Origin of the sequence: Tropicibacter sp. Alg240-R139, assembly GCF_900537075.1 — a bacterium.
Classification (GTDB): domain Bacteria; phylum Pseudomonadota; class Alphaproteobacteria; order Rhodobacterales; family Rhodobacteraceae; genus Falsiruegeria.
The window spans coordinates 957,020-979,846 of the sequence record NZ_UNRA01000002.1; the positions used below are offsets into that span (position 1 = coordinate 957,020).

At 57.4% G+C, this 22,827-nt stretch carries 21 protein-coding genes; 6 read left to right on the forward strand and 15 right to left on the reverse strand.

Annotated features, from left to right (window positions below):
- Positions 1–58: 58 nt before the first annotated feature.
- The 3 genes from G6R15_RS12285 to G6R15_RS12295 are packed head-to-tail and all read left to right on the forward strand — an operon-like array spanning position 59 to position 3,205.
- Positions 59–1,135, forward strand: a complete 1,077-nt coding sequence (locus G6R15_RS12285) for an AI-2E family transporter (RefSeq protein WP_164660117.1) — start codon at positions 59–61, stop codon at positions 1,133–1,135.
- Positions 1,132–2,196 (forward strand): HlyD family secretion protein, encoded by a 1,065-nt coding sequence (locus G6R15_RS12290; protein ID WP_164660118.1) that lies wholly within the window; start codon positions 1,132–1,134, stop codon positions 2,194–2,196. The genes G6R15_RS12285 and G6R15_RS12290 overlap by 4 nt, the downstream gene beginning before the upstream one ends.
- Positions 2,186–3,205 (forward strand): DUF2955 domain-containing protein, encoded by a 1,020-nt coding sequence (locus tag G6R15_RS12295; protein ID WP_164660119.1) that lies wholly within the window; start codon positions 2,186–2,188, stop codon positions 3,203–3,205. Before G6R15_RS12290 ends, G6R15_RS12295 begins: the two co-directional genes overlap by 11 nt.
- Before the next feature lie 19 nt (positions 3,206–3,224).
- Here the strand turns inward: G6R15_RS12295 and G6R15_RS12300 are convergent, their stop codons facing one another.
- From G6R15_RS12300 to G6R15_RS12330, 7 genes are all read right to left on the reverse strand, one after another.
- Positions 3,225–4,127, reverse strand: coding sequence for a LysR family transcriptional regulator (locus G6R15_RS12300; RefSeq protein ID WP_164660120.1), 903 nt, complete (start codon positions 4,125–4,127; stop codon positions 3,225–3,227).
- Positions 4,128–4,198: 71 nt separating this feature from the next.
- A complete protein-coding gene (locus G6R15_RS12305) occupies positions 4,199–4,873 on the reverse strand; it encodes a DUF1028 domain-containing protein (RefSeq protein WP_164660121.1) in 675 nt (224 codons plus the stop codon).
- A gap of 75 nt (positions 4,874–4,948) precedes the next feature.
- Complete coding sequence (locus tag G6R15_RS12310; RefSeq protein WP_164660122.1) at positions 4,949–5,365, reverse strand: RidA family protein; 417 nt, start codon at positions 5,363–5,365, stop codon at positions 4,949–4,951.
- Between the two features lie 12 nt (positions 5,366–5,377).
- Entirely contained in the window at positions 5,378–6,490 is a 1,113-nt protein-coding gene (locus G6R15_RS12315; RefSeq protein WP_205520513.1) for an aromatic ring-hydroxylating dioxygenase subunit alpha, read from the reverse strand.
- A gap of 2 nt (positions 6,491–6,492) precedes the next feature.
- On the reverse strand, positions 6,493–7,674 hold the full coding sequence (locus G6R15_RS12320) for an aromatic ring-hydroxylating dioxygenase subunit alpha (RefSeq protein WP_164660123.1): 1,182 nt from the start codon (positions 7,672–7,674) through the stop codon (positions 6,493–6,495).
- A gap of 22 nt (positions 7,675–7,696) precedes the next feature.
- Entirely contained in the window at positions 7,697–8,968 is a 1,272-nt protein-coding gene (locus G6R15_RS12325; protein ID WP_164660124.1) for an NAD(P)/FAD-dependent oxidoreductase, read from the reverse strand.
- Between the two features lie 128 nt (positions 8,969–9,096).
- Positions 9,097–10,626 carry a sulfatase-like hydrolase/transferase gene (locus G6R15_RS12330; protein WP_164660125.1) on the reverse strand — a complete coding sequence of 510 codons (1,530 nt, stop codon included), beginning with the start codon at positions 10,624–10,626 and terminating at the stop codon, positions 9,097–9,099.
- Positions 10,627–10,793: 167 nt separating this feature from the next.
- On the opposite strand from G6R15_RS12330, the gene G6R15_RS12335 reads away from it, so the two are divergent.
- Positions 10,794–11,261, forward strand: a complete 468-nt coding sequence (locus G6R15_RS12335) for a MarR family winged helix-turn-helix transcriptional regulator (RefSeq protein ID WP_164660126.1) — start codon at positions 10,794–10,796, stop codon at positions 11,259–11,261.
- Between the two features lie 14 nt (positions 11,262–11,275).
- On the opposite strand, the gene phnY is transcribed toward G6R15_RS12335, so the two are convergent.
- The gene (phnY, locus tag G6R15_RS12340; RefSeq protein ID WP_164660127.1) at positions 11,276–12,718 is read right to left on the reverse strand and encodes a phosphonoacetaldehyde dehydrogenase; all 1,443 of its coding nucleotides are present in this window, start codon (positions 12,716–12,718) and stop codon (positions 11,276–11,278) included.
- A 112-nt stretch (positions 12,719–12,830) separates the two neighbouring features.
- Positions 12,831–13,625, reverse strand: a complete 795-nt coding sequence (locus G6R15_RS12345) for a GH25 family lysozyme (protein WP_164660128.1) — start codon at positions 13,623–13,625, stop codon at positions 12,831–12,833.
- Between the two features lie 193 nt (positions 13,626–13,818).
- Here G6R15_RS12345 and G6R15_RS12350 point away from each other — a divergent pair, with 193 nt between their 5' ends.
- Together G6R15_RS12350 and G6R15_RS12355 are read left to right on the forward strand one after the other, a co-directional pair.
- Positions 13,819–14,670, forward strand: a complete 852-nt coding sequence (locus G6R15_RS12350; RefSeq protein ID WP_164660129.1) for a D-amino-acid transaminase — start codon at positions 13,819–13,821, stop codon at positions 14,668–14,670.
- 55 nt (positions 14,671–14,725) lie between these two features.
- Positions 14,726–15,391, forward strand: a complete 666-nt coding sequence (locus G6R15_RS12355; protein WP_164660130.1) for a hypothetical protein — start codon at positions 14,726–14,728, stop codon at positions 15,389–15,391.
- A gap of 75 nt (positions 15,392–15,466) precedes the next feature.
- On the opposite strand, the gene G6R15_RS12360 is transcribed toward G6R15_RS12355, so the two are convergent.
- The 6 genes from G6R15_RS12360 to G6R15_RS12385 all read right to left on the reverse strand — a co-directional run bounded on the left by G6R15_RS12360 (position 15,467) and on the right by G6R15_RS12385 (position 22,748).
- Positions 15,467–17,680 (reverse strand): NADP-dependent isocitrate dehydrogenase, encoded by a 2,214-nt coding sequence (locus G6R15_RS12360; protein WP_164660131.1) that lies wholly within the window; start codon positions 17,678–17,680, stop codon positions 15,467–15,469.
- Between the two features lie 259 nt (positions 17,681–17,939).
- Positions 17,940–19,403, reverse strand: coding sequence for an aldehyde dehydrogenase (locus G6R15_RS12365; RefSeq protein WP_164660132.1), 1,464 nt, complete (start codon positions 19,401–19,403; stop codon positions 17,940–17,942).
- 9 nt (positions 19,404–19,412) lie between these two features.
- A complete protein-coding gene (locus G6R15_RS12370; RefSeq protein WP_164660133.1) occupies positions 19,413–20,450 on the reverse strand; it encodes an LLM class flavin-dependent oxidoreductase in 1,038 nt (345 codons plus the stop codon).
- A gap of 3 nt (positions 20,451–20,453) precedes the next feature.
- On the reverse strand, positions 20,454–21,371 hold the full coding sequence (locus G6R15_RS12375; protein ID WP_164660134.1) for a flavin reductase family protein: 918 nt from the start codon (positions 21,369–21,371) through the stop codon (positions 20,454–20,456).
- Positions 21,368–22,174, reverse strand: a complete 807-nt coding sequence (locus G6R15_RS12380; RefSeq protein ID WP_164660135.1) for an alpha/beta fold hydrolase — start codon at positions 22,172–22,174, stop codon at positions 21,368–21,370. Before G6R15_RS12380 ends, G6R15_RS12375 begins: the two co-directional genes overlap by 4 nt.
- The gene (locus G6R15_RS12385; RefSeq protein WP_164660136.1) at positions 22,146–22,748 is read right to left on the reverse strand and encodes an amino acid synthesis family protein; all 603 of its coding nucleotides are present in this window, start codon (positions 22,746–22,748) and stop codon (positions 22,146–22,148) included. The genes G6R15_RS12380 and G6R15_RS12385 overlap by 29 nt, the downstream gene beginning before the upstream one ends.
- Positions 22,749–22,827: the final 79 nt, after the last annotated feature.

Below are 22,827 nucleotides of genomic sequence, written 5' to 3' on the forward strand. Positions count from 1 at the left end.
TTCATATGACGATTTATGAGTGTATCATTTGGAATGATAAACATCTTGGAGGGATGGAATGGAAAAGACACAGGACGCAAAGATTGTAGATCTCGCAATACGTTTGCTGTTTCTCGGGTTATTCCTCTACAGCGCGCTTGTTATGGTCGCGCCTTTGGCCAGCGTGGTCATCTGGGCCGCGATTTTGTGTGTGGCGCTCTATCCCGTTTACGACTGGTTGCAAGCCAAATTAGGGGGCCGCAAAGGTCTTGCTTCAACCGTCCTGGTTCTCCTTGGCCTTGTGCTGACCCTGGGGCCTGTAGCGACCGCCGTTTCAGGCGTGGCTGAACTTGGTTCAGAGTTCGCGGAACAGGCGGCAAGCGGAAAACTCAAAATCCCGCCTGCACCTGAGGGGCTAAAGGAAATACCAATTGTTGGCGGCAAATTGGCCGACGCATGGGCTATGTTCGAACGCAATCTCGACGGCGCCATCGCAAAATACGGCCCGCAAATCCTGGAAATCACCAGAACCCTCTTTGGAAAAGTTCTAGGCATCGGCATCGGCCTTTTGGGGCTCGCCTTGTCGGTGATCATCATGGGCGCCTTGTTCGCACCCGGCCAGCAGGTCGTTGGTGGGCTGCAACGTTTTGCAAACCGCGTCTTTGCACCCGGTGGGGCCGAATTTGTGATCCTAGCCGGCGCCACCATTCGCAACGTGACCAAGGGTGTGATCGGTGTGGCGGCGATTCAGGCGTTTGTCATATGGGTACTCTTGACTGTTTTTGGAATCTCTTCGGCTGCCACGCTGGCCTTTATCTGCCTGATCCTATCCATTATCCAAATCGGACCCGGTCTCGTGTTGCTGCCGCTGATAATATACGCGTGGAGCTCAATGTCCGGAGGATCCGCCCTGATCTTTACCGTCCTGGCCATTCCCGCAATGATTATGGACAGCTTCTTACGACCTGTCTTTATCTCCAAGGGATTGGAAACTCCGATGTTGGTCATCCTGATCGGTGTACTTGGCGGTATGATGGCCTATGGGTTGATCGGCGTCTTCATGGGACCGGTGCTGTTTGCGGTTTTCTATGAGTTGTTCAAGGTCTGGATTGATGCTTCTGCGCACCCGGAAGATGCAGAGAGGTCCGCTGAATGAGAAAAACGATCTGGAGCACACTTGCAGTCATCCTGATCTTCCTGATCTGGTACCTGGCTGCAGATCGACAGACGCCCTTTACTGGCAACGCGCGCGTCAAGGCGATCGCGACCCAAATCGTGCCCCAAGTCACGGGCACCGTGACAGAGGTGTTGGTCGAAAACGGTCAAATCGTCGAAGCCGGAGAGGTTATGGTTCGCATCGACCGCAGACCATATGAGATCGCCAAAACCAAGGCAGAGGCCGATCTGGAATCCGCAACGCAAGACGTGGGCGCTTCATCAGCCGAGGTCAGCGCTGCGCAAGCAAAACTTGCGCGCGCCCAAAGCGACCTGGACACAATCCGCATCCAAAGCGAACGAGTCTTCGCGCTTGAGAAGAAAGGCCTGGTGCCAATATCGCAGGCAGACAATGCGCGTGGGCAGTTGGCGGAATCCGTGGCCAATTTCGAAAACGCCCAGGCTGATCTGGAAAAGGCCAAACAACGCTTAGGAGACGACGGAACAGACAACCCCAAGATACAGCGCGCTCTGGCCGCTTTGGCTGAAGCCGAACTGGATCTGGAATGGACAGAACTGCGCGCCCCCGCAAAGGGCGTGGTCTCGAATCTTTTGATCGCTCCGGGCACCTATGCACGCTCTGGTCAGGACTTGCTGACGTTTCTGGATGCCACTGACCTCTGGATTGAGGCCTATTTCACTGAAAATAACCTGGGCCGTACCAAAGTCGGCTCGCCCGTCGAAGTCGTGCTCGACATGCATCCCGGCCGGATCATACCGGGCGTGATCGAAAGCTTTAGCGTGGGCGTGTCCATCAGTGGAGGAGACCAACCCGGAGTTCTGGCATCTGCCCCAAGCGCCAAAGGGTTCCTGCGCGAGCCGGAGCGGTTTCCGGTGCGCATCGTGCTCCCTGGCTATGAGGCCGGGAATGAAGATGACGACTTGCGTTTTCAGCTGAACGGGCAAGCCGACGTTATCATGTATCTGGGTGATAGTGGCCTGCTGAACATGGTTGGTCGCGGCTATATCCGTCTGGTTTCGATCATGACCTATGCATACTGAAGACCGCGATTCAATCCTGCGCCTGGCCTTTGGCGTAACGTTGGCATTTGGGCTTGGCCTAGTGCTGGACTGGCCGCTGGCCTACATCGGGGCGGTGTTCGCCGCCCTGTTCCTGCAAGCGCCAATCGGCTTGCCACTTGCGGCTTTTGGCAAGCTTTTCGTCTTTTCCATTGGCCTGATGCTGATCTCTTTTGTACTCTCAGCAGTCTTCGCACCCTATTCGGTCGTTTTCCTGATCCTTGTGGCCATCGGGATCATTTTGTCCTTTGTATGGTCGGTGTCCGGTGCTGGGGTTCTACCAGGGGTTATCGCCCTGATGGGGGCGTTGATGATACCAAACCTGCTGCTGCAGTCTCAGGATCTGGCGCTTGTTTTGGTGTTCTGGATCCCGCTTAACCTGTTCTTTGCAGGCTGCGTATCGACGCTGATGTTCACCCTTATACCAGCCGCACCCCCGTCGGCCACCGCGCAAAAGAAAGCTCAGGCCGCGACCGACTTTGATCGCGCCCGACGTATAACAAGGATGTCACTTGTCACCGTGCCTTTTGCCATAGTGTTTTTCTTGTCAGGGTCTTCTGCGCTGCTTGTTTTGTTCTTCGTGGCCCTGCTTAGCCAGCAATTGGCAGCCATGCCATCCGCCGGCACGACTGTGGCCAAGGCTATGCTGACGGCCAACATGCTGGGCGCAGGCGTCGCTATCGTCTGTTATGAAATCAATGTAATCGCGCCGGTTCTTGTGACGCCTATACTGCTCTGCCTGCTTTTTTGTCTGACTTTAGGCGCGCTTGGCAAAACCAAAATACCGCTGGCCGCCGCCGCCGGGTCAGCTATCACAACGGCGATTGTCATCTATGGTGGAACCATTGCGCCATATTCAGACGATGCCGACATCAAAAGCATCGTCCGCGTCGCCCAAGTCGCGACGGCAGCTTTCTTCGTGATCATCGCCTATGTCGTGGTTGACGAATTTTTGCCCGAACAGAAACAAAAAGATACCCAAACCGCCTGAGCTAGTCCTGGGCTTGGATCTAATCCATCAACCTTTTGCGACAATGCTCTACAAAAGCAGCATGGGTGCTGCTGCTGGTGGCACCAGGTACACCCAGCACCCCCATGACGATGTATCTCAATTCCCCGACCAGTGGAATAAACCTGAGCGGCTTGCCGTCAGGCGAGACATCGTTCAGGGGTCGAAAATTAGCGATCGAAAAACCGTACCCATTGGCCACAAGGCTGCGCATCACTGCCATGTCCCGCGTGCGCTCGCTGATCACCGGACGCAATCCCTCGCGTGAAAAAAAGGACTGGAAGTATTCGGAACTGATCGGCAAATCGAGCAGCACCATCGGATGGGTAGCCAGATCATGTATGGTCAGAGATTCGCGGTCTGCCAGCGGATGCTCTGGTGCCAAAAGGACATAGGGCGGCAGTTCCTTGATGGCGTGAAACTCCAAATCCGGCGGCAGGTTCAAATCATAGGTCACTGCCATGTCAATTTCGCCTCTGCGAAGCGCTGCGAAGATTTCGGCCTGGGTCATCTCAATCTGCGAGGTTTGAACCGCCGGAAACTGTCCTTCGAAGCTGCGGCGCAACCCTGACAACACGATCTGAGCAAAAGACACCAGACACCCCAGCCGCAAAGGGCCCTGCACAGTGCTGGACACAGAACCAGCCAAACGCGTCATTTCGGTTGCTTCGTCCAACACCCGAAGTGCCTGCGCCGCAAGCGTGCGACCTGCTTCCGTCATCTTCAAGCCTTGCACGCGATTGCGCACGAAAAGCGGCAGACCAAGCTCGGATTCGAGTTGGGAAATCGCTGTCGAAATCGACGGGGGAGACACGTTCATTTTCTGGCTTGCCGCAGCAATACTACCGCATTCTCCAGCGGCGACAAAATACTCCAGCTGGCGCAAGGTGAATCGGATTGGCATGATTGGGCTTTCAAAAGGGCCGCACATGGTGGCGTAAGCGTCTTGCGACGTCCAGACCACATCGCGTGGTGTCAGTGGTCTCCGGGCACGCCGTAAGATGGTGCCTCGCGCGGATCGAGCGCGCGCTGCACATAAGCGTCAATCTGGGGCTTGTAGACATGCCAAGCCGTGGCAGTGTTTTCGATTGGGCAATCCTCAGTCCAATCGCACCGCAAATCAACAACGGGCCAGTCAACGCGGTCCACGATTTTCAGTCCCGCTGAATGCACAGGCCCCGCTTCGCCCCCAGCGGCAAGGCCGTTGAGCATGGCTGCAATCAGGCGGTCACCGAGATGCCCGGTGGCAGCTTCGAATCCTTCAACGATAGCTTGGCACACACCTTCGTTGGCCAAGAGGTTTCCGCCCGAAGCCACATCGCGCCCTTGCGCCTGGGTCCAGATGCCCAAAGAGTTCGGACCCGAATGAATCGCCGTATTGCCCTGTTTGTCGACGGCCAGAACCTGACGGTAGTCAATGAATCGGCCCTGTTCCTGAACGCCTGCGATGGCCTCGGCGGCGGTGGCCCCCTCCGCCATCAGGTCCAACGCCAAGGGGCCAAGCGCCGGGTCAGTGACATTCTGTGACGCAACCGCCCCGACCCCGGCGCGCGCAAACGCGCAGCGTGCGGCAACCGCCGGAGACGAAGACGCAATCGCCATGCCAAACATGCCCGTATCTGCACATCGTGCCACCAGAGAAAAGGTCATATCTTCTACTTGCTCCAAATATCCTGAGGGGTGATTGCCCCAGAGGGGCAGAGAGGGCAGACAGCCCTTTACCGGTCAGTCCGGGATCACCGCCGTCCCATCAATTTCGACCAACCAATCGGGACGTGCCAGCGCCTGAACAACCAATCCGGTCGACACCGGATGCACGCCTTTGATGTATTCGCCCATCGTACGATAGACCGCCTCGCGGTGGCGCACGTCGGTGATATAGACGACGACCTTGACCAGATGGCTCATGTCACCGCCGGCCTCTTCGATCAACTGGCGGATGTTCTGCATCACCTTGTGGGTCTGTTCTACGGGATCATGGCTGTTAATGTTGACCCCATCGTCCAGATTTTGCGGACACTGACCGCGCAAGTAAACCGTTTTGCCACCTTGGGTGACAACAGCCTGGCACAGGTCATTATCCAAGTTCTGCTCTGGATAGGTAGCAAAGGTATTGAATGTGCGAATACGGGTGTGAGCCATCTGTTTTCCTTGTTACGCGACGCATTGCGCGCGGTCTTGTTTGGCAAGCCACAACTGAAAATCGCGGATCGTGCCTTCGTAGTTGTCTTCGGCCAGCGGCCCGGCCAAGGCATGGGCCGAATTGAGGGCAACCTGCATCCGCTCAAGCTTTTCGCGATCTTCACGGTTCACGTTTTCCCACAGCGCGATACGGTTGGCGATGGTTTCATCATCCAGATCATCGCCATAAACCGACATCGTCCATTTCACCCGAATCTCGCCCGCGCTGAGGGGGAAGATGCTTATCGACACCAACAGGCTGGCGGCTTGGCTGGCGACTTGGGTCGGGAACACCGAGAAGAGCGTCGAGCGCAGGCGCTCATCATCGGACAGCCCCGGTGCGCCATAGCCGCGCGACGGGACATCCTTGGGATAATTCGCGGCGTAAGACGTAAACCCATCCCCCCCAAGTAGCTTGCGCGCCAAACCAGTCGGCGTATAGCTATGCAATGTTTCGGGATGCACGACGGACAGGTGATAGCCCTCCATGAAGTTCTCGACCAAGCACTTCCAGTTGGTGTTCCAAACCTCTTCCGCCACGTGCACCAAACGGAATTTTTTGCTATCATATGGGGCCAGCAAGGCGTCAAGTTCAGGATAATCAAAGGGCGCAGCGTCGGCATCCAGATTGACGTAGATAAAGCCGTTCCAGGTTTTGAAATTGTGGCGATGCAGCCCGCACTTCTTTGCGTCGAATCCTGCGTTTTTCATCCGCGCTGCGCGCATCAGAGCGCCATCCAGATCATAGGCCCAGGCATGATACGAACAGACAAAGCGCTTGGTCTGACCGCGTCCCTCGGCCAGGGGCATTCCGCGATGACGACAGACGTTGGCCAGAACGGCAACTTCGCCATTGGACTGGCGCACAACGATCAGTGGTTCGTTCAACAATTGAGTGGCAAAGTAGTCCCCCGGCTCGGGCACCTCGTCCACACGGCCCAGACAATGCCAACCGCGGCGAAGAACCGTCGCGGCCTCGTGATGGAATTGTGCGGGATCGCTATAAAACGCGCCGGGCATGCACATCGGGCGGTCCGACGGCAGGGCCGCAAGTTCTTGCAGCTGTTTGCTTAGTTCGCTGTACATCTTCAGGCCCCCTCCTTGGCATCAGGACTTGCGATCTTGGGTTCAAAACTTGGATCAACGCGACTCATCAAGTATTGTGCAAAGTCGAAGTTCGGCCGTTCCAGATGTGACAGGTGGCCGGGTTCGGCCCCGTCTGCACACAATCCGCGATAGACCTTTTCTGTACATCCACGGTCTTCGACGTTCACTTCGTCCAAAAGTGTCTTGAGTTCGACCAGGTTTTGCTGCGCCTCGGCATCGTCGGCATAATCATCCGACATGCCACCACCAAAGCGGATCTGAACTTGCGACGGGCCCTTGGGGTGCAGGCTGAGATACCAGAAATACCCCGGTGTCAACGTGATCAGCAGGCTGGGGTAAATCGCCAGCAGAAAAGTCGTGCGCCGCTCTTCACCCTGCAACCGGTCATTGCTGGGATGCGCCATTGCAATGCGCAGCGTCTCATCCTTGAGTATGGTGTGATAGTTGAACGCCTTGCGACCCGGTGGGCAGATCATCTCATCCAGTCGCGACAATCCACCGATGGTGCCAGCGTGGCAGACCGGCAAGTGATAGCTTTCCATAAAATTCTCTGCCAGCACCTTCCAGTTGGTGTCCCACAGATGCTCTTCAAAGAAGGTCTCGGTGTAGTTGGTCATGTCGTAGCCTTTGACCAACTCCTCGACCTCGCTCAGCTGTTCGGCCACCGGCTGTGCATCGGGGTTCAAGGTGATGAACACCCAGCCCAGCCACTCCTGACAGGCGATGGAAGGCAAAGCGTAGTCGTCCTTGCAGAACCCCTTGTTGCCCGCCATCGCCGGCGCACCGCGCAGGGACCCATCCAGATTGTAAGTCCAGGCATGATAGGGGCAGACGATCGACTTGGTCTTGCCGCGCCCATGCAGCAGCGTCGACATCCGGTGGCGGCAGACGTTGGAATAAGCGCGCAATTCGCTATCGCGGTCGCGCAGAACGATGATCGGCTGGTCGGCCAGTTCACAGGTCACGTAATCGCCAACCTCGGCCAGAGAACTGGCACGGCCAACGCAGAACCAGTCTTTCTTAAAGATATGTTCGATCTCTTCAGCCACGAATTCCTCGGTCGAATAGACCGACGGCGGCATGGCGCGAGCTTGATCAAACGGCACCGATACGTTCTTGCGCAGCGCATCGACCGGGTTCTTGATGGGGTCAAAGATTGTCATCTTCTCTCTCCTTGGCTTTGCGTCACTCGGCAGCGGCTGCTGTGGCGGTTTCAGGGGAATAATCGCGATAGTTGTTCTGGATGGCTATCTGATCTGCGACATAGGCGGCGTCGTGCCAGACCCCCCAGATAAAGGTCGATCCACGACGCGATTGCCACGGAAGGCCAAGAAAATAGATGCCTGGCTCGGGCGAGACACCGCGCTGATGCAGCGGCGCGCCCGAGGCGTCAAAAGCGTCAACTTTCATCCAGCTGAAATCCTGACGGAACCCTGTGGCCCAAATAATCGTGGTGATTCCCTCAGCTTCCAGATCCAGTTCGCGGATCGGATTGGCCAGACATTCGGGGTCCGGCAGCATCGTGCGTGCTTCGGGCTCCAAAGGCAGGTTCAGACCCATCCTTTCTGCATAGGCGTCGGCCTGATCGAGCATATCGATGTAATTGGCATCACCCGCAGTGATGTTGTCCTTCAGGTCTTCGTCGATCAACAACTTGCCCTCGGTGAACCCACTGGCCCGCCCGAGCAGCGTCATGCCGTCATGCGCCAGTCGACGGAAGTCGACGGTGCGCCCACCCTGAGCGCCACTAACGGAAATAGTGACGTGTTCGGTGCCGGGTTCTTTGGCTGGAATGTCCCAAAGACCCAGAACGCCCAACCACCAGCAATAGTCGCGACCGCGATACGCACGCGGCGGGCGATCGTGAGGACCAACACAAAGGTAAGTCTTGCGCCCGGAACGTTGCAGTTCATCCGCGATCTGCCCACCCGAAGACCCTGCGCCAACAACCAAAATCGCGCCCCCTGGCAAGTCATCTGGATTGCGATAGCTCGACGAATGGATCTGCGTCAGGCCCGCGCGTTCCGGCACCAGTGGGGGGATGACTGCCTGCTGAAAAGCGCCAGTGGCCGCAATGACCGAATTTGCCTCGATCACCCCGTCCGAGGTTGCGACGGTGAAACCCGACCGGCCCTCTTTGCGTTTCAACGACGTGACCTCAACCCCGGCCCGGATCGGGGCTTTGATCATGTCAGCGTAAGAGTTCAGATAGTCCGCCACCTCTTCTTTGGGCGGGAAGGCGTCTGCTGCACAGGTGGTGAAATGCAGGTTCGGAAAACGGTCGTGCCAGGCCGGGCCGTTGGCCACCAGCGAATCCCAACGACGCGATCGCCAGGCTTCGGCCACACGATGCTTCTCTAACACCAGATGAGAGATCGAATTGCGGCTCAGGTGTTCGCTCATCGCGATCCCGGCCTGACCTGCACCCACCACCAGGGTATCGACATATTCCACCATCTCGGTTGGCTCCTTTGGCTATGACAAAGGAGACCCTGCCACGGTAAAAAGCGCTCAGAAAGAATAGTTTGTCTTCGAGGGTGTTAGGCATCGCCTAATTGAAATCTGCACGATAGGTCAACCAACGTTCACGCAGGGCCCACCGCCCGCCGAACCGGGCCTATGTCATCAGGGCGCTGATCCAAATATGTCAGCAATCGAGCCCGCCTTTCCGCATAAGCAGGCTCGTTGAAAACGTTGATCATTTCGTTGGGGTCTTGGGTAAGATCGTACATCTCGCCCGCACCTGAGCGCATGTCCATGGTCAGCTTGTCCGTCTCGGTCCGCACGCACCGCAGGCTAAGCGCGACACCCACCCGGTTTGGCAAAAGCTCCCATTCGCACATGGCATAATCCCGCCTGGCATCGTCGCTTTGCCATAAGGGGCGCAAACTTTGACCGTGCTGCGTACACTGGGGCGACACACCGGTCAGATCAAACATAGTGGGGCCCAGATCCATCACCGAAACGGGTTGGGAAACAACCTTGCCCGCCGGAACACTCGGCCCCCGCACCAGCAACGGCACACGCAGCAGCCCTTCGTACAACATCGGGCCTTTCAGAATCAGACCGTGATCCCCCAGCCAGTCGCCATGATCGGCCGAGTAGATGACGTAGGTGTTGTCGTCCAGATTCACCTCACGCAGAGCATTCATTATCCGACCTACATGATGATCAATCAAAGAGATTTGGCCGTAAGTGTTGGCGATGATTTCGCGCAGCTGCTCTTCGGTCTGCTCTTCGATCCGCGAATATTCCTTACGGATACGGATCGATTCCGGATCGCCCTGAGGATCGTTCTCGATGGACGCCTTATGCCACCACGGGCGGTTTTCCAGGTCACGCGTCCTATGTTCCGGGATGTCCACATCCGCAGGATCGTGCAGTCGCGACCACGGCTCGGGGCAGTCAAATGGGTGATGCGGGTCGGGAAAGCTGATCCAGGTGACAAAGGGTTTGTCCGTATCCCGCTTGAACTTGATCCACTCGATTGCCCGATCCGCTGTCCACGGCGTGTTGTGATAGGCCAAGGGCAGTTGCGAATGCCAGGTCTGCGCCGCGCCCTTGGTGTCGCCGCCGTTTTTCCAATACAGCGCATTCAGCTCATCTCCCCGACCCGACCCATAATAGAACCGCTCAAAATGCTGCCCCCGAGGCGGTTTCTGCGGTGTGAAATAGTTGTGCCCGTGGATCAGCGTTTCGATGTGCTGAAACCCCATGTAGGGGCCATTCCAATTGTCTGGATAATCCTCGGACGACAGCACACTTTCTGGCGCGCCCGTTTTGTGACGAGCGTCATAGCTGGAAAAATGCGCTTTACCGAAAAAGGCCGTCTGGTACCCCGCCGCCCCAAGCGCTCCGGCAAACCCCAGTTCTCCAACCTCGGGGTCAAGATCAATCCCGTTGTCGTGAACACCGTTGGTGCGGCAAAGCTGACCCGTCAGGATCGAGGCGCGCGACGGCTGGCACACCGGCGCCGGACAAATCGCCGAGGTGAACCGCGCCCCCTCTCGCGCCAACTGATCCAGATGCGGCGTACGGATCTTGCGCCCCTCGATGCCCAGGCAATCGCCACGATGCTGATCGGCGGTGATGAAAACGAAGTTGGGTCGGGTCATTGAATGCATCCTTGGTCGATGGCCCACCCGGATCGACACGGGTGGGCACACTCTTTCCATTTTGCGCCATCGAACGTACCGTATTGGCAGCATGTAGATATTAAATACTGCATTTTCGATGCTTTTTCAATGTTAATCATGCGAATGCACGATATTGGAACCCTGAAATGACAATCACATCCAAGGAACTGGAAAAACGGCTGGAAAGGGTTCGCACCCTGGAAAGCAACGTAACTTTTCAGTTTGCCACCATTTCCAAGCTGATGGATCAAAACGCGCAAGAGTTGCTTGTAGGCACGCCACTGAACCTGACCGGATACCGGGTGCTGAAGATGGTCGAGACCTTCGAAAGCCTCTCGATCGCAGATCTCAGTCGTCAGATGGTAACCGACAGTGCCCAGATCAGCCGGGTGGCCACCGATCTAGGTGCAAAGGGCTTGGTGTCGTTTCAATCCGACCCCAAGAACAAGCGCCGCAAACTTGTGAAGTTGTCCAAAGACGGAGAGGCCCTGATGCAGACCCTAGCCCCCCGGTTCAGCGCACGACGTGCAGCGGTCGAAGCACTGTTGGGAGGAGAAGCAATCACGGGGTTGCATGAAAGTTTTGCCAAATTGGTCGAATACTTTTCGGACTGACTAAGTCCTTGCTCCTAACCCGTCCAAGGCAAGGAGTAGGTCTTGACGTTGGTAAAGAATTTCATTGCTTCGATAACGCCCTCTTTGACGCCATTGCCGCTGTCCTTGATGCCACCGAAAGGGGACATTTCGATCCGATATCCGGGTTGCTCCCAGATATTGCAGGTGCCCACATCCAGACCGTTGATGTACTCAATGGCACGGTTCAGATCGTTGGTGCAGACGCCAGATGACAGGCCAAAGGCGGTGCCATTTGAAATGCGCATCACCTCTGCATCGTCGTCCGGAACGCGCACGATAGGAATGACGGGACCAAAGGTCTCCTCCATCACCAGCTCACACTCATGCGGCACGTGGTCGACCACGATGGGTGGCAGCAGCGCGCCCTCACGTTTGGGGTGATACAGAATCTTCGCGCCAAGGTCGGCTGCCGCCAGCACCCGGTCCTCGATCTGCTTTGCCGCCTGCGCGTGGATCACACAGCCCAGTTGCGTCTCTGGGTCCCGAGGGTCGCCAAAACGGATCGCCTTGGCCTGTTCCAACACAAACGGCACGAACTGATCCGCGACGCTTTCCTGAACCAGAATACGTTTGATCGCGGTACAGCGTTGACCTGAATTTCCGGTCGCCCCGGCCACCGCCAATGCGGCCGCCTTATGCAGATCATCCTCACCCAAGTCATTGCAGACAATCAGGGGATCATTGCCGCCCAACTCCAACGCCTGCCGCTTGTAGCCCGCTTTCTGCGCGATCAGCTTGCCCACTGAAACACCACCCGTAAACGTGATGACGTCGATGTGGTCGTTCGTCACCATCTCGTCCGCGATATCCCCCGGCCAACCAGTGACCACCTGAAACATCTCGGGCGGCAGCCCGGCCTCATACAAGATATCAGCCAAGGCGATGGCCGTCAGCGGCGTCAGCTCGGTCGGTTTGCACACCACGCAATTGTTTGTCGCAATCGACGGCGCAATCTTATGGCTGACCATGTTGAGCGGGTGGTTGAACGGCGTGATCGCAGAGATCACCCGCACTGGCTCACGCATCGTGTAAATCTTACGCGCCTTACCGTTGTGGGTAAGGTCACAGGAGAACACCTCGCCATCGTCTTTGAGTGCCTCGGCCGCAGCGAATTGAAACACATCCTGCGCGCGCTTGGTTTCATAGATCGAATGCTGACGGCAAATCCCCAGTTCCAGCGTCAGCCATCTGGCCAACTCGTCCCGCCTCTGACCGATCAACTCGGCAGTCCGGAGCAGGATCTGGCTGCGTTCGTGCCTCGTCAGCCTAGGCTTGTAGGAGGCGGCGATTTCAAAGGCGCGGACGGCATGTTCGGCCTGCCCTGCCGGAACGGTGCCGACAATCTCGTTCGTGAAAGGAAAGTGAACAGGTAGCGTCACGTTAGTGAACACCACCTCGCCGCCGATACGCATCCCTTCATGTCGCAGGTTGGCCATAACCTCCGCTCCATCTTTTCCTATTAGCCAATCATCACACTGGCCGCGACTTCATACAGTTTGAAGACCGAAGGCAGAGCCGTCTATACAGCCAGACATGTAACGGTTTTGTTTAACCCGCCCAGTCCAACCAGTTCTCGGGCGAGCTGCGAAAGACGTTGATGTCCACATTGCCCTCAATCCCCGGTACGCGTCCTGTGCCGGTGTATTGCCAAAACGTCCAGTTCTGACGCGGATAAACCTCGCGCGGGTGTCCAGCCACAGACCGCAGCCAGAATTGCGTCCCGCGTAGCTTGCCGATCCCGGTATCGCGGTAGAAGTCCACCGTCGTGTAGACGACAGGGCGCTTGCCGTAATGTCGTTCAAGGATGCTTAGAAACTTCAACGCCTCGGACCTGACCGTCGCGCCATCAGGACGCTTTGTGCAGGTGCGTGAACGCGGGTTCCATTCCATATCCAACACATGCGGCAAGGCGCTCGAATCTTTGGGCACATTTTGAATGAACCAGCGCGCTTGCTCGGCAGCGGTTCGACAGAAATAGTAATAATGGTAGGCGCCATACCGCACCCCGGCCCGCTTGGCGCCGTCGCGATGCAATTCGAACTTGGGATCGGCAACATCGCCGCCTTCGGTCGCCTTGATAAAGGCAAAGCTCACACCGGAATTGCGCGCCTTGCGCCAGTCGATTGCGCCCTGCCAGCGGGAAATGTCGATACCGTGCACAGGGTATGCCCGCGGCGAGCGGCCTTCCCATTCGTGAGGATCGCTGTCGCCGAACTTGGGATATGTCACCACAGGTCCACCGACAGGGGACACCCGTGCGGTCTGAGGTTCGGGAGCACGCTGGCGCGAGCCGCAGGACACAAGTGAAATCGCCACTAGACACAAACCAAGATACTTGAACATCAATCCCTCCGGCCTCTGGGCAAATCGGCCCGCCTAGTACCAATAGATGACGTGTGTCGCAGGATTGACCACCTCTTTTTTAACTCTCCCCGACTTTTGGTTGGATCATGCCAACAGCCTCAATCAATTGCCATTGGCCCCACATCCCCGCATAACCCTTGGAAACTTTTGAACTCAGCTTCAGGACAATCCCATGACCCGCACCGTTTTCGTCAATGGCACCTACGTACCCGAGGATCAGGCCACCGTTTCGATCTTTGATCGCGGGTTCCTGATGGGCGATGCGATTTATGAGGTCACAACGGTCATCAACGGCAAGCTGATCGAATTTCCCGCCCATATGAAGCGCCTTGCACGCTCGCTGGCTGAAATCGAGATGCCGTTTGAGGTAGACGAGGAAGCCCTGCTGGAGATGCACCGCGCGTTGATCGCCCGTAACGATTTGGATCAGGGCATGATTTACATGCAGGTCAGTCGCGGTCCAGCAGATCGTGATTTTGTCTACCCCGCTGATCCAAAACCCACGCTGATCGCTTTCACGCAGTCGATCCCGTGGCTGTCGATGCCGTTCGTTGAGACCGGGTTCAAGGTCGTGTCCTGCCCCGACAAACGCTGGGGTCGGCGCGACATCAAAACGGTGCAGATCCTGTGGACCTGCATGAGCAAGGTCGATGCTGTGCGACAGGGCGCCGATGACGTCTGGTTTGTCGAGGATGGGCTGGTGACCGAAGGGTCCAGCTGCAATGCCTTCATCATCAAAGACAACCGCCTCATCACCCGCGCCCTGTCCCACGACATCCTGCACGGCGTCACCCGCGCGGTCATTCTGGCGTTTGCCAAAGACCAAGGGCTGGAAATCGAAGAACGTGGCTTTTCTGTCACCGAGGCACAACAGGCGGACGAGGCCTTTGTTACGGCCTCCCCCCTCTTTGCAAGCGGGGTGGTTGAGTTGGATGGCGTCACGATTGGAAGTGGACAACCCGGCCCGCTGACGATGCAATTGCGTGAGGCGCATATTCGCGAGAGTTTGAAGCAGGGGATATAGCCACTAAAGTTCTGGAAAATCCCAATAGCCACTTTACCAAAGAAGTTCTGATCGAATGAAACATGAAGTAATCAACTCAGTAGGTGTAGTTACCACTCCAATAATTAGTCTATTCACAGCATGGCACCAGTTTTCACCAAAATCAGACACAATCACGCTTGCTTCTGATGGGCGACTTGAAACTGGCTCCGCGCTAGAAGTTCAACCCTTTGGCGCTCCCAACCTGGAAAGTGGAAAAAGCCAACCAGTGATTGGACCTGTGACATGGAAGCTCAGAGTACATAACTTTGCCGACAAGGCCGTTTCAATCGTGGGATTTGACGCCTTCTTGCTCAGCGACGATGGATCGCCCATCCAATACAGTTCGATGAAAGAACGCCTTCTAAGGTACTCTCCCGCCATGGAAGCCCAATCGCTGCCAGAAAAAATCCCCCCAAACGAGAGCCGCGCCTATTTGGTTTCACTACACGTTCCATTTGTATCGGACGAAGACAAAAAATGTGGTGAAACCGAAAAAACTTGGCACGATCTAGAAAGGTGCTTCTTCCAAAACGGTCGAGACCCTTTCGGCAACAAAGTAACACACAGGGAGTTCAGCGGCGGCGGGTTCATGGCAACTATGGACGAGGCATTCAAAGGTCCGAGATTCGTTGTGCTACTCGAAACTGCAGATGGGTCGGTTTTCTCAACGCAGATATCCTTTCTACCCGGTGGCCTTTAAAATCCCTTTGCAGACGCATAACGAAAAACGCCCGAGGTTTCCCTCGGGCGTCTTAATTTCATTGCACCAACGCTATCAGCCGATGATCGCGTTCAGGGTCGTGCTCGGGCGCATAACTTTGGCCGTTTTCGCTGGGTCGGTGTGGTAATAACCACCCAGATCAACCGGCTGGCCTTGCACTGCTGCCAGCTCGGCCAGGATCGCCGCCTCGCCGTCGGCCAGCGCCTTGGCGATGCCCGCAAATTCGGCTGCCAGATCGGCGTGGTCCGATTGCGCGGCCAGTGCTTCGGCCCAGTAGCGCGCGAACCAGTAGTGGCTGTCGCGGTTGTCCGGCTCTCCAACTTTGCGGCTGGGGCTGCGGTTGTGGTCCAGGATGCCTTGGGTCGCAACCTCGGCCGCGTTGCCCAGAACGCCTGCTTTGGCGTTGCCTTGCGCATCAGCCAGGAAGTTCAGCGATTCACCAAGGGCACAGAACTCACCCATCGAATCCCACCGCAGGTGGTTTTCTTCGACCAACTGCTGCACGTGCTTGGGGGCCGAACCGCCCGCGCCGGTCTCAAAAAGGCCACCGCCCTGCATCAGCTTGACGATCGACAGCATCTTGGCCGATGTACCCAGCTCCAAGATCGGGAACAGGTCGGTCAGATAGTCACGCAGCACGTTGCCGGTAATGGCAATGCTGTCGTTACCAGCAGTGATGGTTTTCAGCGACTGAGCGGTTGCTTCGCGCGGCGCCATGATCTGAAACTTGTCGGCAACGCCAGCGGCCTCCAGAGCGGGCTTCACGTATGCGATCAGCTGCGCGTCATGGGCACGATTTGCGTCCAGCCAGAAGATCGCTTCGGAGCCCGTCAGGCGCTGACGGTCCATCGCCAGTTGGATCCAGTTCTCGATCGGCGCTTTCTTGACGGTGCACGAACGCCAGATGTCGCCACCATCAACGTCGTGCGAATGCAGCGTCTCGCCATTGGCCAGAACGATGCGGATCGTACCATCAGCAGGAGCCTCAAAAGTGGTCGGGTGCGAACCGTATTCTTCGGCTTTTTGCGCCATCAAGCCAACGTTGGCCACGGCGCCGGCGGTGGTCACGTCCAGCGCGCCGTTGGCCTTGAAGAAGTTGATGGTCTCGTCATAAATGGTCGAATAGCAGCGGTCAGGGATGACGCAGTTGGTGTCGCCCTTCTTACCTGCGCCGTCCCAGCCCTTGCCGCCCGCGCGGATCACGGCCGGCATGGATGCGTCGATGATCACATCCGACGGCACGTGCAGGTTGGTGATGCCGCGGTCTGAGTCGACCATATACATCGCCGGGCGGTCGGCGGTGACGGCGTCGATGGCTGCCATGATCTCGGCGTCGTCTTTGACGCGATCCAGCAGGTCACCCATACCCGAATTGGTGTTCACACCCAGGGCGTCCAGCTTGTCGCCGAACTGTTCGAACACCGGGGCCAGCCATGCTTTGACCGCGTGGCCAAAGATGATCGGGTCGGACACTTTCATCATGGTCGCTTTCATGTGAAGCGAGAACATGGTGCCGTCTTTCTTGGTGTCTTCGATGGCCTCGGTCAGGAACGCGCTCAGTGCTTTGGCTGACATGAAAGTCGCGTCAGCAACGGTGCCCTCGTCCAGCGGCCAAGCGTCTTTCAACGCGGTCACGGCGCCGTCTTTGCCGACAAACTCGATCTTAGCAACACCAGCCTGCGCGGCAGTGATGGTGGCCGAAACTTCGTTGGCGTAGAAGTCGTTGCCGGGCATGGACGACACTTTGGTCTGGCTCGATGCGTCCCAGGCCCCCATCGAATGCGGGTTCTTCTGGGCGTAGTTCTTAACCGCGCGGGCAGAGCGGCGGTCCGAATTGCCCTCGCGCAGAACCGGGTTCACGGCCGAACCCTTGATGGCGTCATAACGTGCACGCACCTCTTTTTCCGCATCGGTCTTCGGCTCTTCAGGATAGTCGGGCAATGCATAGCCTTGGCCTTGCAGCTCTTCGACGGCGGCAACCAGCTGCGGCACCGAGGCTGAAACGTTGGGCAGTTTGATCACGTTCGCGCTTGGCGTCTTAACCAGCTCACCCAGGGCGGCCAAATCGTTGGACTGGCGTTGTTCGTCGGTCAGGCTTTCGGGAAAAGCCGAAAGGATGCGCGCGGCGAGCGAAATATCCGGCGTACCAACGGTGATTCCAGCCGAGGAAACGAACTTGCGGATGATCGGCAGGAACGAGGCGCTGGCCAGTTCGGGCGCTTCGTCTACAATGGTATACAATAGATCTTGGGTTGAGTTTTCGACCATTTTTCTTACCTTCTCGCCCTTCCTGGGCGTGCGACTAAGATGAAACTCATGCAGCGGGCTGCTGCGGCTGGTGTGGGGCGAACGCCCCGGCCCCAATATCAGGGCGCGCACAACCTCTCACTGGTGTGCGAATGCACTTCATGTAGATGAAGTCTTTGCAACGTTCAATCGACCACGCACCGATTCAGGGCGCGCAATTTGACCCAGTTTGCAAGTTTTTCTGTGTTGCCGCGTAGAATGCTCGATTTTCAGGCATCCCTCACCGCATCACAAAGGGGTCGGGAATCGGATCATCCGAGGTCCTCAGCCAGACCGCTTTGACCTTGGTGTAATCCAGTGCAGCCTGAATTCCGCCTTCACGCCCGTGCCCGCTGAGCCCGTGCCCGCCAAATGGCGCGATAGGAGAGACCGCGCGATAGGTATTCACCCAGACGATGCCTGCGCGAATACCCCGGATCATCCGGTGCGCGCGAGTCAGACTGCTGGTGAACACACCAGACGCTAGGCCAAAAGCCGTGTTGTTGGCAATCTCAAGCGCCTCTTCTTCGGTATCGAAGGACAGAACTGACAAGACCGGGCCAAAGAATTCATTGGTGATGCAGTCCGCATCCGGCGCACCCGAACAGTCGATGATAGTTGGCGGGAAGTAGAAACCATCACGATCCAGCGCCGCGCCACCAGTGATGACCTTGGCGCCTTGCTGTTCAGATGCTTTAATCAGCGCAATTGCACGCTCGCGTTGGCGCAGGGTGCAGAGCGGACCCACTTCGGTCACCATGTCATCCGGTGCGCCGATCACTACCTCTTCGGCCTTGGCCGTGAGACGCTCAAGGAACTCATCCTTGATCTTGTTCGAAATCACCAACCGCGACCCGGCCACACAGCTTTGCCCAGTGGCGGCAAAAATACCCGACACCTGCGCATTTACCGCGCTTTCGATATCGGCGTCCTCGAACACGATGAAGGGCGACTTGCCGCCCAGCTCCAACGAGGTCGATGCCAGATTTTCGGCCGAGTTACGCACGATATGGCGCGCGGTTTCTGGCCCGCCGGTAAAGGCTACATGATCGACCTTTGGGTGGCTGGTAAGCGTGGCCCCAGCCTCGGCCCCGCCAGTGATCACGTTCAGCACGCCTTTGGGGAAGCCCGCTTGATCAAAGAAACGGGCAAATTCCAACATCGGCGCGGGGCCGTCTTCGCTGGCTTTCAGAACTATTGTGCATCCCGCTGCCAGAGCAGGCCCGATCTTGACCGCTGACAGGAAAAGCTGCGAGTTCCACGGAACCACGGCAGCAACGACGCCTATGGGTTCACGCCGCAGCCAGACCTCCATATCCGGCTTGTCGATGGGCAGATACGCGCCCTCGATCTTGTCGGCCAGGCCCGCGTAATAGCGGTAGTATTCGGCGACATAGGCGATCTGTGCGCTGGTTTCGCGGATGATTTTGCCCGTGTCGCGGGTTTCCAGTTCTGCCAGACGCGGTGCATTTTCGGTCACCAGATCAGCCAGTTTCAGCAACAGTTTGCCGCGCTGGGTCGCCGTCATCAAAGCCCAGTCAGAGGACAGAAACGCGCGCTCTGCCGCCTCAACAGCACGGTTTACATCGGAAGCACTGGCCTCGGGCATTCGCGCCCATGGCAGACCTGTCGCCGGATCAAGGCTATCGAACTGCGCCGCCCCGTCATCAAACGCGCCGTCAATGTACTGCTGAAACTGCTGCATCATCTGTCCTCATTGAAACGCGGGCATCACGTCCGAAATAAACCGCTCAAGCGAGGCTTTCTTACGCTTGAAACTCATGCTCGAGTCGATCCAGAACGAATACTCATCATATCCCAACGCCTCGTACTTCTTGAGCCGCTCAATCACCACCGCTGGTTCACCAATCACCAGATCACGTTCCATGGCTTCGGGCGAATAGAACGGATGGGCCGCGATCTCTTCGTCGCTTAGCGTCTTGATAAGCCCCTGATCCACGGGGCGTTCGTTTTTGAACCACGCACCAAAGTAGTTGTAAAACCGGTTTAGCTCTTCGGCGCCCAATTTCACATCCTCGGGACTGTCGGCCACATAGGTGTGCAGCAACAACATGATCTTGGGCCGTGGTCGATCCGAGAATTTGTCACAAGCGTCGTTGAACTTGACCATCAGGCTTTCGATCTCGGCCTCGCCCTGCCATAGCGGCGTTACCTGTACGTTACAGCCATTGGAAACAGCAAATTCATGGCTGTTGGGATCGCGCGCGGCAACCCAGATCGGCGGGCCATTTTCCTGCACAGGCAAGGGCGAGGACGTGGTCGAGGGGAAGGAATGGAACTCGCCCTCTTGGGCATAATCACCCTCCCACAGCTTTTGCACCGCCGGGATCAGTTCGCGCATCCGCTGACCTGCCTCCCACGCGTCCATTCCCGGCATCATGCGTTCGTATTCGTAAGAATAGGCCCCACGCGCGATGCCCAGATCCAGACGCCCATCGGTGATGATGTCCGTCATCGCCGCCTCACCCGCCAGCCGGATCGGATGCCAGAATGGCGCGATCACGGTGCCGGTGCCAAGGCGCACGTTTTCAGTGTGGCGCGCCACATCGATCAGGTTCAGGAACGGATTGGGCGAGATGGTGAAATTCATCCCATGATGTTCCCCCGTCCAGACCGCATGCATCCCGCCCTGATCGGCGATTTTGCACAGCTCGATGAACTCGTCATAGAGCTGTTTCTGATCCTGATCCGGAGAGATCCGTTCCATATGCGCAAATAGGGAAAACTTCATGCCTCAACTCCCTGACATGATCGGGCGGACTTTGCCGCTGATTTGATCGCCAAAATAGATCCCGTAAACGCCAATGCGGTTTTCATCGACAAACCGTTCCAGCATGATGTTCAGGGCCGGATCGGCCACGTCCATCAAGGTCGATTTACTCAAGTCGGTAAAGCTGCCTTTCGTGGGCTTGCCTTCCCCCGCCTGACAGAGAAACGAGATGTGCTGGTGTTCGCGCGCGCCGTCTTCGAAAACGGAATAGATAAAGCCGGGGTCAGCGGGAACGCCAATTTCCGCAATCAACTGGTTCAAAGCCACTGTAGCGCCTTCTGGGCCAACCGGCATTTGCGGCAACGTTACCCCGCCCAGCCCATCATCCACCATCAACACCTCATCTCCGCGCGAAATCAACGCGCTCACGATCAGTTTGGCGCCACGGCGCAGCGCCTCAGCCTCGGCCGCAGGTGTGACATAAGCGCCGCGCGAGTACCCCAGACCCGGCGCGGTGCTGGTGTCGAACGCCTCGACCTTGCCAATCAGGATGATATGGTCACCTGCGGGCACCGTTTGATGCATCGAGCAGTCGAACCAGGCGGATACGTCGTCAAACACCGGAGAGCCATGCGGGCCTTTGGTCCAGTTCACCGCGTCAAAACGATCCTCGACCGGGCGGGCGAACGTGTTCGACACTTCCTTTTGTCCCTCGGACAACACGTTTATGGCGAACCCCTTAGCCTGTGTCAGCGCGTCATAGTTCTGCGAGGAGTTGGCGAGGCACACCAGCACCAAAGGCGGGTCAAGCGAAACAGACGTAAATGAATTGGCGGTGAACCCAAGTGGGTTTCCGTCACCATCATGCGACGTCACCACCGTGATCCCTGTCATGAAAGTGCCAAAAGCGTTGCGCAAGGCGCGCGGGTCAATCGTGGTCATTCCGGGCTCCTTTCTTTGATTGGGCGAGCCAGCCATTCTTGCAGGATATCAGTAACAACTTCTGGCGCGGTCAGATTCACCATATGCCGGTGACCCTCGATAATGACAGCTTCGCCATCCCACGCTGCATCCGCCATTTTCTGTGACATCTCGGGCGTCGAATTCGGGTCGCCGTCACCAGTCAGCGCCAGCATGGGGCACGTCACATTTGCCCAACCGTCGGCGTAAGTGTCATCGCCACGTGCAAAGGCACCATAGGCCGTAGCATAGCCACCCTGGTCTACCGCCCCAAGCCACCCAGCCACCAGTTCACGCGCCTCATGCTCTTGCGGCGCAAACCACCGCTTCAAAGGCGTCTCAAGGTCGCTGGCGCCCCCGCGGATCTCTTGCGCTCGGGCTTCGACCGCGTTTCGGGCATCGGCAGGACGACGATAAACCCCGTTGACAACGGCCACCCGCTTCACCTGCTCAGGGCGCTCCATGGTCATGCCGCCAGCAATCAACGCCCCCATCGAGTGACCGACCAAATTGACCCGCCCGACATTCAAAGCCGTCAAAACTGCATCTGCCCAAGCCACAAAATCCGGCAATTCAGCCGTAACAGGCAACGGATCGCTGCCCCCATGCCCCGGCATATCCACCGCGATCACGCGATGGGTCGCCGCCAACGCAGCAATCTGCGGGCCCCAAGCAGCCGACTGCATGCCAACCCCGTGGATCAGCACCACCGGTTCGCCCTGCCCCGCTCCGCGGTAGGCGATCTGGCCGTATGGCTCAGACAGCTGCAGGGTTGTCAACGTCATGGCCCAGATCCTTGAGGTCCTGATAGCGGTCGCCAATCCGGTGATGCGGGCGTCCGCCGATGCTGGCACCAAGCGCGATCACGATCTCATCCGGACCTGGCGCATCTGCGACCGAAGTTTGGATGGTCAGGTAATGCGAGCGGCGACCGGCGTCGTTCTTGTCCATCAACGGGATCAGCAGCGGTGCGTTTGCCGGACCGCGCGTGTTGCAGAAGGACAGATAGCTTTTAGCACCGACAGCTTCTCGAAAGTGATTACCGAAGCGCAGCGTGTGGATCAGGCCCGAGACATGTTCGACCTCGCCATTCACACCAACGATGCCAGATTTTCCATAACCTTCGACCTTGTCACCGCCACCGGCAGTATCAATGACCATTTCAGTCAGCAGTTCGCCCAGTCCCGGCGCGCAATCCAGGATGCCGGGTTTCAGGTCTTCGACAAACCCTTGCCCGGCCCACGGGTTCCGGATCACCGCAATCGCAGCAATCATCTTGAGCGGTGTAGCAGCCGCCTTGCCGCCCTCTATCAGAGTGTTTTCGACGAACAGCTGTGTCTTGCGAATTTCTGCGGGCATTGAGGCACCTGAATCAAAGAGTGAGTCGTTGGCGAGAATATGGTATACCATTATACCATACGTCAAGATGACCTTGTCC

Bases quoted from the DNA above. Each gene is read 5' to 3' on its own strand.
- G6R15_RS12330 (WP_164660125.1), bottom strand. From the start codon at position 10,626: ATGACCCGACCCAACTTCGTTTTCATCACCGCCGATCAGCATCGTGGC.
- G6R15_RS12385 (WP_164660136.1), bottom strand. From the start codon at position 22,748: ATGCCCGCAGAAATTCGCAAGACACAGCTGTTCGTCGAAAACACTCTG.
- G6R15_RS12310 (WP_164660122.1), bottom strand. From the start codon at position 5,365: ATGGCTCACACCCGTATTCGCACATTCAATACCTTTGCTACCTATCCA.
- G6R15_RS12355 (WP_164660130.1), top strand. From the start codon at position 14,726: ATGAAACATGAAGTAATCAACTCAGTAGGTGTAGTTACCACTCCAATA.
- G6R15_RS12285 (WP_164660117.1), top strand. From the start codon at position 59: ATGGAAAAGACACAGGACGCAAAGATTGTAGATCTCGCAATACGTTTG.
- G6R15_RS12290 (WP_164660118.1), top strand. From the start codon at position 1,132: ATGAGAAAAACGATCTGGAGCACACTTGCAGTCATCCTGATCTTCCTG.
- G6R15_RS12350 (WP_164660129.1), top strand. From the start codon at position 13,819: ATGACCCGCACCGTTTTCGTCAATGGCACCTACGTACCCGAGGATCAG.
- G6R15_RS12345 (WP_164660128.1), bottom strand. From the start codon at position 13,625: ATGTTCAAGTATCTTGGTTTGTGTCTAGTGGCGATTTCACTTGTGTCC.
- G6R15_RS12335 (WP_164660126.1), top strand. From the start codon at position 10,794: ATGACAATCACATCCAAGGAACTGGAAAAACGGCTGGAAAGGGTTCGC.
- phnY (WP_164660127.1), bottom strand. From the start codon at position 12,718: ATGGCCAACCTGCGACATGAAGGGATGCGTATCGGCGGCGAGGTGGTG.
- G6R15_RS12325 (WP_164660124.1), bottom strand. From the start codon at position 8,968: ATGGTGGAATATGTCGATACCCTGGTGGTGGGTGCAGGTCAGGCCGGG.
- G6R15_RS12360 (WP_164660131.1), bottom strand. From the start codon at position 17,680: ATGGTCGAAAACTCAACCCAAGATCTATTGTATACCATTGTAGACGAA.
- G6R15_RS12375 (WP_164660134.1), bottom strand. From the start codon at position 21,371: ATGACCACGATTGACCCGCGCGCCTTGCGCAACGCTTTTGGCACTTTC.
- G6R15_RS12305 (WP_164660121.1), bottom strand. From the start codon at position 4,873: ATGACCTTTTCTCTGGTGGCACGATGTGCAGATACGGGCATGTTTGGC.
- G6R15_RS12380 (WP_164660135.1), bottom strand. From the start codon at position 22,174: ATGACGTTGACAACCCTGCAGCTGTCTGAGCCATACGGCCAGATCGCC.
- G6R15_RS12300 (WP_164660120.1), bottom strand. From the start codon at position 4,127: ATGCCAATCCGATTCACCTTGCGCCAGCTGGAGTATTTTGTCGCCGCT.
- G6R15_RS12365 (WP_164660132.1), bottom strand. From the start codon at position 19,403: ATGCAGCAGTTTCAGCAGTACATTGACGGCGCGTTTGATGACGGGGCG.
- G6R15_RS12295 (WP_164660119.1), top strand. From the start codon at position 2,186: ATGCATACTGAAGACCGCGATTCAATCCTGCGCCTGGCCTTTGGCGTA.
- G6R15_RS12320 (WP_164660123.1), bottom strand. From the start codon at position 7,674: ATGACAATCTTTGACCCCATCAAGAACCCGGTCGATGCGCTGCGCAAG.
- G6R15_RS12315 (WP_205520513.1), bottom strand. From the start codon at position 6,490: ATGTACAGCGAACTAAGCAAACAGCTGCAAGAACTTGCGGCCCTGCCG.
- G6R15_RS12370 (WP_164660133.1), bottom strand. From the start codon at position 20,450: ATGAAGTTTTCCCTATTTGCGCATATGGAACGGATCTCTCCGGATCAG.